The organism is Nocardia sp. GCM10030253, assembly GCF_042675075.1.
In the GTDB taxonomy this organism is placed as follows: domain Bacteria; phylum Actinomycetota; class Actinomycetes; order Mycobacteriales; family Mycobacteriaceae; genus Nocardia.
Map to the genome: position 1 here is coordinate 57,676 of NZ_JBHTDL010000011.1, position 13,227 is coordinate 70,902.

The window sequence follows — 13,227 nt, forward strand, 5'->3', positions numbered from 1 at the left end:
AACGCGAGAATACAATTCTCGCAAATCGCGAAGGAGGATTCCATGACGGCGCACACCCTGCCGTACCCGCTGTTCGACGCCGACAACCACCTCTACGAGACCGAGGAGTCGCTGACCAAGTACCTGCCCGACAGGTACAAGAACGCGATCCAGTACGTCCAGGTGAACGGCCGCACCAAGATCGCCGTGCGCGGTCACATCAGCGACTACATCCCCAACCCCACCTTCGAGGTGGTGGCGCGGCCCGGCGCGATGGAGGACTACTTCAAGAACGGCAACCCCGAGGGCAAGAGCAAGCGCGAGATCTTCGGCAAATCCATGAAGGCCCTCCCGGCGTTCCGGGAGCCTGCCGCGCGGCTGGCGCTCATGGACGAGCTGCGGGTGGACCGCAGTCTGATGTTCCCGACCCTGGCGAGCCTGGTCGAGGAGCGCATGCGCGACGATCCGGAGCTGATCCACGCCGTGGTGCACGCGCTGAACGAATGGCTGCTGGAGACTTGGCAGTTCAACTACAAGGATCGCATCTTCACCACCCCGGTGATCTCACTGCCGATCCTGGACAAGGCCATCGAGGAACTGGACTGGGTCGTCGCCAACGGCGCGAAGGCCATCCTGGTTCGCCCCGCGCCTGTGCCCGGCTTCCAGGGCCCGCGCTCGTTCGCGCTACCGGAGTTCGATCCTTTCTGGAAGCGGGTCGTCGAGCACGACATCCTGGTCGCGATGCACTCCTCCGACAGCGGCTACTCCCGGTTCGACGCCGAATGGGAGGGCAGCAAGACCGAGATGCTGCCGTTCCAGACCAACACCTTCCGGATGGTCAACGAATGGCGGCCGGTGCAGGACACCGTCGCCTCCTGGGTGTGCCACGGCGCGCTGTTCCGCTTCCCGGATTTGAAGCTCGCGGTCATCGAGAGCGGTTCGGCCTGGCTCAAGCCGTTGCTCGAGACGCTCACCGATGTCTACAAGAAGGCGCCCGAGGGCTTCGGCATGCAGGATCCGGTCGCGGCGATCAAGAAGAGCGTGCACGTCAGCCCGTTCTACGAGGAGGGCGTCACCGAGTTGATCGACCTGGTCGGCGTGGACAAGGTGCTGTTCGGCTCGGACTATCCGCATCCGGAGGGACTGGCCGAACCCACCCACTTCGCCGATATGCTCACCCACCTGCCCGTCGAGGATCAAGCCAAGATCATGGGCGGCAATCTCGCGCGACTGCTGGGCGTATGACCGAACCCATCACCACGCTGCCGCAGCTGGTGCAGAGCGCGGCCGACCGCTTCGGCGCTGCCGAAGCGGTCGTGGACGGGGAGCTGCGGGTGAGTTTCACGGAGCTCGCCGAGCGGGTGCGCCGGGCCGCCGGCGCATTCGCCTCGGCGGGGATCGGCAAGGGCGACCGGGTCGCGATCTGGGCGCCGAACTCGGCCGAATGGATCATCGCCGCCTTCGGCGCGCTGACCGCTGGCGGCGTGCTCGTGCCGGTCAACACCCGGTTCCGTGCCGCCGAGGCGGCGGACATCATCCACCGCAGCGGGGCCAAAATGGTTCTGGTCCAACAGGGTTTCCTCGGTGTCGAGCACACCGCACCCGAGGGCGTGCCGGTGGTCGACCTCAAATCGGATTTCCTCTCTGGAGGTGCGCCGTTCGCGTGCGAGGTAGACGGCACCGATATCGCCGACATCGTCTACACCTCGGGTACGACCGGAAAACCCAAGGGCGTCATGATGAACCACCTCCAGACGCTCCGGATGTACTCGGAATGGTGCGATCTGGCCGACCTGCGCCAGGGCGATCGCTACCTGATCGTCAATCCGTTCTTCCACACGTTCGGCTACAAGGCCGGTGTGGTCGCCGCGCTGATCCGCGGCGCGACCATCCTGCCAGTCGCGGTCTTCGACGTCGACCGGGTGCTGGACCTCGTGCAGCGCGAGCGGGTGACCATGCTGCCCGGGCCACCCACCCTGCTCTCGTCGCTGCTCTCGGCCGCGGGCGCGTACGATCTGTCCTCCTTGCGCGCCACGGTGACCGGGGCCGCCGACATCCCGGTGGAGTTGATCCGGCGGGTCAGCACCGAACTGCCGTTCCAGTCGATCATGACCGGGTACGGGCTCACCGAAGCGGGCACGGCGACCGCGTCCCGCCCGGGCGATACCTTCAAGCAGATCGCCACCACCGTCGGAACACCCTGCGCGGGAATCGAACTGCGCATCGCAGACGATGGCGAAGTACTGGTCCGCGGCTACTCCGTCATGCAGGGCTACCTCGACGATCCGGTGGCCACCGCCGAGGCCGTCGACGCCGACGGCTGGCTGCACACCGGCGATTTGGGCGAGCTCGATCCCGGCGGCCGACTCCGGATCATCGGCCGCAAGAAGGACATGTTCATCGTCGGCGGTTTCAATGCCTACCCGGCCGAGATCGAGGGCGTCCTGCTGCAACACCCGGCCGTGGCACAGGCCGCGGTCATCGGCGTCGCGGATGAGCGGCTCGGTCAGGTCGGCGCCGCGTTCGTAGTCGCGAGAAGCGCTGTCACCGAAGCGGAGCTGATCGAATGGGCGCAGGCGCACATGGCGGGCTACAAGGTGCCCCGTTCGGTGCGGTTCATGGATGAACTGCCGCTCAACGCCACCGGAAAAGTTCAGAAGGACCGACTCCGCTAACGCAGTCCTGTTATTGTCGTTGGAGAGTGACATTCTCTATATGTGAGATTGACAATCTCTCTCTATTGGACCGGCGTGTACAGCCCCGCCGACCCAGTCACACAGCGAGGAATCACATGAACATCGACGACCTCATTCTGGTGAGCATCGACGACCACGTCGTCGAGCCGCACAACATGTTCGATGGCCGGGTGCCGAGCAAGTGGGCCGAGGAGACGCCGCGGGTAGTGGTGGACGAGAAGGGCATCGACCGGTGGATGTACCGCGGCCGGCCCACCGGCGTGGCCGGGCTCAACGCCGTGGTGTCCTGGCCGCCGGAGGAATGGGGCCGCGATCCCGCCGGCTACGCCGAGATGCGCCCGGCGGTCTACGACATTCACGAACGCATCAAAGACATGAACGTCAACGGCATTCACCTCTCGATGTGCTTTCCCACCTTCGCCGGATTCAGCGCGGGTCATCTCAGCCACTTCAAGGACGAGATCACCGTCGCGATGATCCAGGCCTACAACGATTGGCACCTCGAGGACTGGGTGGGCGCCTACCCGGACCGGTTCATCCCCAATGCCATTCTGCCGCTGTGGGATCCGGCTCTCGCGGTCGCCGAGATCGAGCGCCTGGCCGCCCGTGGCTGTCATTCGGTGACGATGGCCGAACTGCCGCACATCGACGGACTGCCCAGTTATCACGACATCGACTACTGGGGACCGGTCTTCACCGCACTGTCGGAGAACGAGACGGTGATGAACCTGCACATCGGCCAGGGCTTCGGCGCCCTGCGGCTGGCGCCCAACTCCCCCATCGACGCGCTGATGGTGCTGGCCCCCAGCATTTCCCAGCTCGCGGCCCAGGATCTGCTGTGGGGCCCGGCCTTCCGCACCTTCCCCAAGCTGAAGGTGGCGCTGTCCGAGGGCGGCATCGGTTGGATCCCGTTCTTCCTGGATCGCTCGGATCGGCACTACACCAATCAGCGCTGGCTGCGGCGCGACTTCGGCGGCAAGATGCCCAGCGAGGTCTTCCGCGAGCATGTGCTGGCCTGCTACGTCACCGACAAGACCTCACTCAAACTGCGCCACGAGATCGGCATCGACTCAATCGCCTGGGAATGCGATTACCCGCATTCGGATTCGCTGTGGCCCAACGCCCCCGAATTCGTGCTGGCCGAGCTGCAGGCCGCCGGCGCGGACGACACCGATATCAACAAGATCACCTGGCAGAACGCCTGCCGGTTCTTCGGCATCGACCCCTTCGCCCGCACTTCGCGCGAGCAGTCCACCGTCGGCGCGCTGCGGGCGCGCGCGCAGGACGTCGACATCTCGACCCGCTCGCGCAAGGAATACGCCGAGCTCTACGCCCAGCGCGCGCACTGACCCAACTTCTGAACACCAGTTTCACCGATCGAAAGGAAAGTCCCGTGGGAAGAGTCGAGGGCAAGGTTGCCTTCATCACCGGGGCAGCCCGCGGCCAGGGCCGCAGCCATGCCGTCCGGCTGGCCGAAGAGGGCGCGGATATCATCGCGGTCGATATCTGCCGCAATATCGACAGCATCGGCTACGCGCTGTCCACCCCGGAGGATCTCGAGGAGACCGTCCGGCTGGTGGAGAAGGCCGGACGGCGGATCGTCGCCGAACCTGCCGACGTGCGCGACGCCGCCGCGCTGCGGGCCGTACTAGAGCGCGGCATTGCCGAATTCGGCCGCCTCGACACGGTGGTGGCCCAGGCGGGCATCGCCGGCATGAAGGGCCAGCCGCAGTGGCAGGCCTGGTCCGATGTCATCGACACCAATCTGGTGGGCGTCATCAATGCGGTGCAGGCCGCTATTCCGCACCTCGCGGACGGCTCCTCCATCATCGCGACCGGCTCGGTGGCGGCACTGATGGACGTCAGCAAGGTGGACCGGCCGGGCAAGGACCCGGGCGGTGTCGCCTACATGGTCGCCAAGCGGCTGCTCTCGCAGTATGTCCACGAACTCGCGACCCACCTCGCGCCCAAGATGATTCGCGCCAATGTCGTGCATCCGACCAACTGCAATACCCCTATGTTGCAGAGCGAGCCGATGTACCGGTCCTTCCGGCCGGATCTCGAAAAGCCGACGCGCGCCGACGCCGAGCCCGCGTTCCATGTCCAGCAGGCGATGCCGGTCCCCTATGTCGAACCCGAGGACATCACCAACACGGTGCTGTTCCTGGCCTCCGACGAGTCCCGATTCATCACCGGTTCACAGATACGCGTCGATGCCGGCGGATATCTGAAGTGGTACGACTACCACATCTGAAGGGAACGAAATCGTGAAAGTCCGAGTCGATCCGGACCGCTGCCAGGGTCACACACTGTGCGCCATGATCGCCCCGAAAGCTTTCGAGCTCAGTGAAATCGACGGTCACTCGTCGCCTGTCAGCGCAGACGTCCCCGCCGATCAGGAGGCCGAGGTGCGCGAAGCCGTGCATTCCTGCCCTGAACGCGCGATCTCCATCAGCGAATAGAGGGCAGACCATGACCGTAGAGAACGCCGACCAGGCAATTGAGCGTAAGCAGCCCAATTTTCATTTCGACCGGTTCGCGCCGGACTATCGCGACAACTTCCAGGCCATCACCCAGGAAATGCAGCAGAAGTGCCCGCTCGCCTGGACCGATACCTACGACGGGCACTGGGTGGCGGCGGGCAATCGGGAGGTTTTCGACCTCGCCCGGTGCCCGCACACCTCCAATGACCATGACCCACAAGGGGTTCGGAAGGGCTACCGCGGAATCAGCATTCCGCCGCCGGCCCGGGCGCGTGGTATCCGCGGCGGCATTCTGGAGATGGACGAACCCGAGCATCGCGAATTGCGCTCGGTGCTGAACCCGTACCTGTCTCCGGCCGCGGTCAAACGCTGGGTGCCGTTCATCGACGAAGTGGTGCGCGCCGCGATCGACGAGAAGATCGAAAGCGGGCGGATCGATTTCGTCGACGATCTGGCCAATATCGTGCCCGCGGTGCTGACCCTGGCCATGCTCGGCGTTCCGCTCCGCAAATGGGAGGTCTACAACGAGCCGGTGCACGCGGCGGTGTACACGCCCCCGATGTCCGAGGACTATCCGCGGGTCGCGGAAATGCATCGGAATATGGGGATCGACCTGCTCACGAACATGGCCGAGATCAAGGAGAATCCCCGCCCCGGATTGATCTACGCGCTGACCAAAGCGACCTTGAACGGCGAACCGCTGCCCGACATGGAGGCGCTGGGCATGCTCGCGCTGCTCATCGGCGGCGGCTTCGACACCACCACGGCGCTCACCGCGCACGCATTGGAATGGCTGTCGCAGAATCCGGGCGAGCGTGAAACCCTCAGCAACGAACGGGATGTGCTGCTCGACGCGGCGACCGAGGAGTTCCTGCGCTACTACACGCCCGCGCCGGGCGACGGCCGCACCATCGCCGAGGACTGCGAGGTGGCCGGCCAGCGGTTCGAGGAGGGCGACCGCGTCTGGTTGTCCTGGGCGATGGCCAATCGGGATCCCCAGGTGTTCGACGATCCGGAACAGCTGATCCTGGACCGGAAAGGCAACCGGCACTACAGCTTCGGCCTCGGCGTGCACCGGTGCATCGGTTCCAATGTGGCGCGCACGGTGTTCAAGCGGATGCTGGTGGCGGTGCTGGACCGGATGCCCGACTACGTCTGCGATCCCGATACCACGGTGCACTACGACACGATCGCGGTCATCCAGGGCATGCGAAAGCTGCCGGCCACGTTCACGCCCGGTCCGCGACTGGGCCCGGGGCTCGAGGAGACGCTGGAGAAGCTGCAAAAGGTCTGCGATGAGCAGCGGCTCGCCGAACCGGTCACGGTGCACAAGGACGCGGCGCAGATCTGAATCCCGAGCCGATCCTGACAACACTGCGAGGAGACGATGTGGCCGAGGCTTCGGGGCGACCGCTACCGCTGCTCACCCTGGACAACGAGTTCTTCTGGACTTCCGGCGCGGACGGCCGGTTGCGTATCCAGGAGTGCCGTTCCTGTGCGGCGCTGATCCATCCGCCGCAACCGGTGTGCCGCTACTGCAGAGGTCACGAGCTGGGGGTGCGGGCCATCTCGGGCTTCGCCACGCTGGCCGGGTTCACCGTCAACGAGCGTTTCGGTGGGCCCGGGCTGCCCGCGCCCTACGTGGTGGCACAGGTGGCGCTCGAAGACGACCCGCGAGTCCGCTTGACCACCAACGTGATCGACTGCGACCCAGCCGATCTCGTACTCGGCATGCGGGTCGAGGTGACGTTCCGGGCCGACGGCGACGTCTGGCTGCCGCTGTTCCGGCCGGTCCGCGATCAACCCGAGCCCGCCGCGCTGCCGATCGACGAGATCGCGCCGCAAGAGATCTGGCGGCACGTGCGCCCGATGATCCGGCAGCGCAAATTCGAGGACGAGGTCGCGCTGACCGGGGTCGGCATGTCCGAGATCGGCCGCCGACTCATGGTGCCGCCATTACAACTGACCGTGCGCGCCTGTGAGCGCGCGGTCACCGACGCCGGACTCACCATGGACGACATCGACGGGCTCTCGTCCTATCCCGGTGGCGGGAACCTGGGTGGGTTCGGCGAAGGCGGGGTCACCGCACTGGAAGCGGCGCTCGGAATCCGGCCCACCTGGCACAACGGCGGCATCGAAACCTTCGGTCCCGGCGGGTCGGTCATCGCGGCCATGCTGGCCGTCGCGGGCGGGCTGGCCCGGCATGTGCTGTGCTTCCGCACCGTCTGGGAGGCCACGTTCAACGAGCTGATGCGCAGCGGTCGCATCACCCCGTCCGGCGGGCGCAGCGCTGGCTGGATGGCGCCGTTCGGGGCCACCTCGGCGGCGCACACCCTGGCCCAGAACGCCCAGCGGCACTTCCACCGTTACGGCACTACCCGCGAGAGCCTGGGCTGGATCGCGCTCAACCAGCGCGCCAACGCCGAACTCAATCCCAGTGCGGTGTACCGGGATCCGATGACAATGGACGACTATCTCACGGCCCGCACCATCACCACGCCGTTCGGCCTCTACGACTGCGACGTCCCCTGCGACGGGGCGGTCGCGGTGATCGTCTCGGCCATAAACGCCGCGCGGGACCTGCCCAAACCACCGGTACTGGTGGAGGCCGTGGGCACCCAGATCATCGAGCGGATCGAATGGGATCAGAGCACCCTGACCCATGAACCGCAGGTGCTCGGCCCGGCCGCACATCTGTGGACCCGAACCACCCTGCGCCCCAGCGACGTCGACATCGCCGAACTCTACGACGGCTTCACCTTCAACTGCCTGTCCTGGATCGAGGCGCTCGGCTTCTGCGGGATCGGGGAGGCCGGTGATTTCCTCGAGGGCGGGAAGAACATCGCGCGCGACGGTTTGCTGCCGTTGAACACTCATGGCGGACAGCTCTCGCACGGCCGTACCCACGGCATGGGCCTGTTGCACGAGGCCGTCACGCAACTGCGCGGCGAAGCGGGCGACCGGCAGGTGCCGGGCGCGCGGGTCGGGGTGGTCTCGAGCGGCGGACTCACTCCGGGCGGCGCGATCCTGCTCCGCACTGGAACCTGACACCCGATCACGAATCATCCGAACGAGGACCGCGATTCCATGAACCTCGCACTCACGGCCGACCAGCGGCTTTTTCAGGAGACCACGCGAGACTTCCTCGCCGACACGGTCCCGCTTACCACCGTGCGCGCCCTCGGGGAGAGCAGAACTGGGCTGGATCGCGATTGGTGGCGGCGCGGAGCCGAACTGGGCTGGACCGCACCGCTGGTCCCTGAAACCATGGGCGGCGGTAGCGTTTCCGGACGTCCCCTCACCGAACTCGCCGCTGTCGCTACAGAATTCGGCAGAGCCTGCGCGCCCGGTCCTCTCGCCGCGACCAGCGCCGTGCTCGCCGGATTGGCGCGGGCGGGTGATCGGTTCGCCGAGCAGATCAACGCGATCGTCGCCGGTACCTCGATCGCTACCTGGGCGCTCTATGAGCCTGGGCGTGGACTCGACCTGGAAGTTCCCGGCTGCCTGGCCACACCCGACGGCGACGGCTATCACCTGACGGGGACCAAGGATCGGGTCGAGTACGGCGAGGACGCGGACTTGTTCCTGGTGACCGCGCACAGCCCCGGCGGCCCGGTGCAGCTACTCGTACCCGCGACGGCGGCGGGTGTACGGGTCACCCGCACCTGGACACTGGATCTGGTCCGGACTACGGCGGCAGTCGAATTCACCGACGTGACCGTGGCGCCAGCGACGGTGGTACAGCGCGGCCAGGACGCCTCGGCGGCCGCGCACGCCCAGCTTCAAGTCGCGTCCGCCTTGACCGCCGTCGAGATGGTCGGCGCGACCGACCGGGCCTTCGATGCCACCGTCGGGTGGATGTTCGACCGCTATACCTTCGGCCGTCTGCTGGCGTCCTATCAGGCACTCAAGCATCGGATGGCCGACAACAAAACCTGGCTCGAAGCCGCTCGCGCGACCGCTCGGGCGGCCGCCGCGGCGTGGGACGACGGCGCGGAATCCGCGCCGGAGTGCGCCGCGGTCGCGAAAGCCTATGTCGGCGACCGGGCCCCGGTCATCGTGCAGGACTGCGTGCAGCTGCACGGCGGGATCGGGGTCACCTGGGAACACGATCTGCATCTTTATCTGCGCCGCGTCACCCTCGGCCGGGCGCTCTACGGCACCCCCGAGGAGCAGTACCGCCGCATCACCGAATTCTTGGAGCAGACCGCCGCATGAGCGCCACCGATATCGAGACCGTCCCGGAGTTCCGCGAACGCGCCCGGAACTGGCTGAAAGACAACCTCGCGCCGACGTCCAAGGCCTATACCGGTGCGGACGACGACGCCATCTGGGACCGCGCTCGCACGCTGCAGCGACAACTTTACGACGGCGGGTTCGCCGGCATCTGCTTCCCGAACGCCTACGGCGGCCAAGGGCTTACACCAGCGCATCAGCAAGCCTTCACCGAAGAGTCGCTCGGTTACGAGATGCCGCTGGTGCTCAATGTGCCGACGCTGGCCATCTGCGCGGCCACCATCCTGGATCTCGGCACCGAGGAGCAGAAGCGCGCCCACCTGCCGGCGGTGCTGCGCGGGCAGGAGATCCTGTCGCAGTTCTTGTCCGAACCGCGCGGGGGCTCGGATCTGGCCGGTCTCACCACCCGCGCGGACCGCGACGGGGCGGAATGGGTTCTCAACGGCGCCAAGATCTGGAGTTCCGGGGCCTACGGCTCCGACTACGGGCTATGCCTGGCGCGCACGAATTGGGAGGTCCCCAAACACAATGGGCTCACCCTGTTCCTCGTCCCGTGTCACGCGCCGGGCGTGACGATTCAGCGCATCAGACAGGTCACGGGGTCTACCGAGTTCTGTCAGGAGTTCTTCGACGATGTGCGGCTGCCCGCCGACGCGGTGCTGGGCACGGTGGACGACGGCTGGACCGCCACACAGCGGCTGCTGAACCACGAACGCGCGGCGGTCGGCGGTACCTCGCCCTATACCAGTGGGGCGCGGCCGCATCTGGGCGGCGATGTCACCGCGCTGGTCGAGCTGGCGCGCGCGGTCGGCGGGATCGAGGATTCCCGGGTGCGGGAGGACATCGGCGCGGCACGGGCCCGGAGTATTGTCCGTGATCAGCTCATCACCCATGTCTCGCAGGCCATCTCCACGGGTGCGATGCCGCCCGCGGCGGGCTCCCTCGTGCGAGTGTTCAGCGCCGATAACGCCGCGCTACAGGCGGATACGGCCGTGAAGATCGCCGGAGCCGCCGCCGCCACCGCGGGCGCGCACGACCCCGAGCATCGGATCGGACTCGACTATCTGTTCCGCGCGGCGTGGAGTCTGGCGGGCGGCAGTACCGAAATGTCGCGCAACATCATCAGCGAACGACTGCTGGGCATGCCACGTGAATTCGCGGCCGACCGCGACCTGCCGTTCAATCAGGTCAAGCGGGGTCGCTAGCACCAGCCCGGGTCATCGGACCCGGGCCACGAGCCCGCTAGCGATTCGAGTGTTTCATCTCTTCCAGATCCACCAGGATCGGGTAGCCGTTGACGCTCAACGCGTTTCCGTGCCCGGTCTGATGGATGTCGAACACAGACTGGATCGCGGCGTAGAAGCCCTGGATATCGAGCGTCTGATTCACCGCGCGCTTGGCCTGCCGCAGGCCGAAGGCGGGCATCTTCGCGATCCGGTGCGCGAGCGCCAGCGCTTGCGTGTCCAGTTCCGCCCGAGGCACCACCTTGTTCACCATTCCGAGCCGCTCGGCCTCCACCCCGCTGACCGACTGGGCCGTGAACAGAATCTCCTTCGCCTTGCGCGGTCCGAGTTCCCAAGTGTGCCCGTGGTATTCGACACCGCCGATGCCCATGAGCACCACCGGGTCGGAGAATTGCGCGTCGTCGGCGGCGATGATCAGATCGCACGGCCAGCACAGCAGTAGTCCACCCGCGATACAGCGGCCCTGTACCGCGGCGATGGACGGTTTCGGCACATTTCGCCAGCGCAGCGAATACTCCAGGTAACGCCGTGATTCGGTGGCGTAGAGCATTTCCAGGGTGATCTTGTCGGGGCGGGGCCCGGAGCTGTCGCCCTTCAGATCGTGACCGGCGGAGAAGTGCTTGCCCTCGGCGCGCAGCAGGATCACCGCGACCTCGTCGTCGTCCGCGGCGCGGCGCCAGGCGGCGTCGAGTTCGTCCAGTAGCGCCGCATTCTGGGCATTGGCGACCTCGGGACGATTCAGCGTGATCGTCGCTACCTTGTCCGCGACCTCGTAGCGAATATTCATCGGGGGCTCCTCATAGGCGCGTCTTGAACGCCACCGTGTGCAACAATCGGAGAATTCGATTCTCTCAGTACGGAATCAAGGATCTCACAGGTGGAGGGACGAAGCGACCGTGACCACCAGTCCAACCGACGAGCCGGCCTGGAAACAGCGTGCCGTCGAGCGCTCGCTGCGCACCGCGAAACTTCGTGCGGAGCTGCGGGTTCAGCGCTTCCTCGATGCCGCCCACGCGATCATCAACGAAAAAGGCACCACCGACCTCACCGTCCAAGAGGTCGTCGATCGCTCCGGCCAGTCCCTGCGCAGCTTCTACCTTCAATTCGACGGCAAACACGAGCTGCTGCTGGCGCTGTTCGAGGACGCGCTCAACCAGTCGGCCGAGCAGATCCGCGCCGATACGGCCGATATCGTGTCGCCGATCGAACGTCTGCGGATCGCCGTCGAGCTGCTCTTCGAACGCTGCCGCCCCGACCCGGCAACCCGGCGCCCGCTATTCACCGACTTCGCACCGCAATTGCTGGCCACCCACCCGGCCCAGGTCAAGACCGCGCACACCGGACTGCTGGCGCTGTTCACCGAGCTGATGACACAGGCGCAAACGGAAGGCGACGTTCGCGCCGAGATCACACCGCGCCGGATGGCGGCCCTGGTCATGCAGACCGTCATGTTCACGGCGCAATCACCCGGTACCCCCGATCGCAATGGCCCCCATGCGATCACCGCCGACGAAGTGTGGAATCTGTGCGCGCGGGGCGTCGCACGTCAGGAGTGACAATATGAGTGCATATCGGGTGGCGCAGTGGGCCACCGGGACCATCGGCAAACGCTCGCTGCGAGCGGTGCTCGAACATCCGGATCTTGCTCTGGCCGGGGTATATTCGCATTCGGCCGAGAAGGCCCGGCGCGATGCGGGCGACCTGTGCGGACTGCCCGCGACGGGAATTCTCGCGACCGGCAGCGTGGACGAGATCCTCGGGCTGGGCGCGGATTGCGTGCTCTACATGCCGCGCGCTTTCGACCAGCAGGAGGTGGTCGCGCTGCTGAGAGCGGGCATCAATGTGGTGACGACATGCGGGCAGTTCCATCACCCGCCGAGCATGGACCCGCTACTGCGCGAGCGGATCGAGGCGGCGTGCGCCGCCGGCGGATCCTCGATCCACAGCACCGGCAGCAGCCCCGGGTTCATCACCGAGGCGCTGCCTTTGGTGCTCGCCTCGGTCCAGCGCCGGGTGGAGAGCCTGACCATCGACGAATACGCCGACCTCTCCCAGCGCGACTCCCCCGCGATGCTCTTTCAGATCATGGGGTTCGGGCAATCACCGGCCGAATTCGACCAGGCCCGAGCCGATTACCTCGGCGCGAGCTTCGGGCCGTCGCTACGCCTGCTCGCGGACGCCTTCGGCACTCCCGTCGAGACTGTCACGGCACACGGGGAGACAGCCACCGCACTCCGGAAAATTACCATCGCCGCCGGTACCATCGAAGCGGGAACCGTTGCTGCCCAGCGCATCACGGTGTCCACCCGATCCCCCGGGCAGGCGTCGCTGTGCTTCCGCGCCACCTGGTACTGCACCACCGACATCGATGCCGCATGGCACCTGCGCGAGACCGGCTGGCATCTCGACATCGCCGGCGACGCACCCTTGGACATCGATATCCGCTTCCCGATACCCCTGTCCCGCATGGCCGAGGTCTCCCCCGGCTATACAGCGAACCGCGCAGTTAATGCCGTTCCCGCCCTCTGCGCCGCCGCACCGGGGATAAGAACCACCCTAGATTTGCCGCATCTTGTCGGCGCCCGGTGA

The 13,227-nt window shown here is 66.3% G+C and carries 12 protein-coding genes; 11 read left to right on the plus strand and 1 reads right to left on the minus strand.

Going from position 1 to position 13,227, the window contains the following annotated elements; translation table 11 throughout:
- Positions 1-42 precede the first annotated feature (42 nt).
- The 9 genes from ACFQZZ_RS24695 (at position 43) to ACFQZZ_RS24735 (ending at position 10,599) form a co-directional block, all read left to right on the plus strand.
- Positions 43-1,224 carry an amidohydrolase family protein gene (locus tag ACFQZZ_RS24695; protein WP_378685291.1) on the plus strand — a complete coding sequence of 394 codons (1,182 nt, stop codon included), beginning with the start codon at positions 43-45 and terminating at the stop codon, positions 1,222-1,224.
- The gene (locus tag ACFQZZ_RS24700; protein WP_378685294.1) at positions 1,221-2,654 is read left to right on the plus strand and encodes a FadD3 family acyl-CoA ligase; all 1,434 of its coding nucleotides are present in this window, start codon (positions 1,221-1,223) and stop codon (positions 2,652-2,654) included. The genes ACFQZZ_RS24695 and ACFQZZ_RS24700 overlap by 4 nt, the downstream gene beginning before the upstream one ends.
- A gap of 116 nt (positions 2,655-2,770) precedes the next feature.
- Entirely contained in the window at positions 2,771-4,024 is a 1,254-nt protein-coding gene (locus tag ACFQZZ_RS24705; RefSeq protein ID WP_378685297.1) for an amidohydrolase family protein, read from the plus strand.
- Positions 4,025-4,068: 44 nt separating this feature from the next.
- Complete coding sequence (locus ACFQZZ_RS24710) at positions 4,069-4,929, plus strand: mycofactocin-coupled SDR family oxidoreductase (protein WP_378685298.1); 861 nt, start codon at positions 4,069-4,071, stop codon at positions 4,927-4,929.
- Positions 4,930-4,942: 13 nt separating this feature from the next.
- Positions 4,943-5,137 (plus strand): ferredoxin, encoded by a 195-nt coding sequence (locus tag ACFQZZ_RS24715; RefSeq protein WP_357323735.1) that lies wholly within the window; start codon positions 4,943-4,945, stop codon positions 5,135-5,137.
- 10 nt (positions 5,138-5,147) lie between these two features.
- Positions 5,148-6,509, plus strand: coding sequence for a cytochrome P450 (locus ACFQZZ_RS24720; protein ID WP_378685301.1), 1,362 nt, complete (start codon positions 5,148-5,150; stop codon positions 6,507-6,509).
- 38 nt (positions 6,510-6,547) lie between these two features.
- A complete protein-coding gene (locus ACFQZZ_RS24725) occupies positions 6,548-8,206 on the plus strand; it encodes an OB-fold domain-containing protein (RefSeq protein ID WP_378685304.1) in 1,659 nt (552 codons plus the stop codon).
- Positions 8,207-8,245: 39 nt separating this feature from the next.
- Positions 8,246-9,376, plus strand: a complete 1,131-nt coding sequence (locus ACFQZZ_RS24730; protein ID WP_378685307.1) for an acyl-CoA dehydrogenase family protein — start codon at positions 8,246-8,248, stop codon at positions 9,374-9,376.
- A complete protein-coding gene (locus ACFQZZ_RS24735; protein ID WP_378685309.1) occupies positions 9,373-10,599 on the plus strand; it encodes an acyl-CoA dehydrogenase family protein in 1,227 nt (408 codons plus the stop codon). Before ACFQZZ_RS24730 ends, ACFQZZ_RS24735 begins: the two co-directional genes overlap by 4 nt.
- Positions 10,600-10,636: 37 nt before the next feature.
- On the opposite strand, the gene ACFQZZ_RS24740 is transcribed toward ACFQZZ_RS24735, so the two are convergent.
- Positions 10,637-11,425, minus strand: coding sequence for an enoyl-CoA hydratase (locus tag ACFQZZ_RS24740; protein WP_378685311.1), 789 nt, complete (start codon positions 11,423-11,425; stop codon positions 10,637-10,639).
- Between the two features lie 109 nt (positions 11,426-11,534).
- On the opposite strand from ACFQZZ_RS24740, the gene ACFQZZ_RS24745 reads away from it, so the two are divergent.
- Together ACFQZZ_RS24745 and ACFQZZ_RS24750 are read left to right on the plus strand one after the other, a co-directional pair.
- Positions 11,535-12,194, plus strand: a complete 660-nt coding sequence (locus ACFQZZ_RS24745; RefSeq protein ID WP_378685314.1) for a TetR/AcrR family transcriptional regulator — start codon at positions 11,535-11,537, stop codon at positions 12,192-12,194.
- A gap of 4 nt (positions 12,195-12,198) precedes the next feature.
- On the plus strand, positions 12,199-13,227 hold the full coding sequence (locus tag ACFQZZ_RS24750) for a dihydrodipicolinate reductase (RefSeq protein ID WP_378685317.1): 1,029 nt from the start codon (positions 12,199-12,201) through the stop codon (positions 13,225-13,227).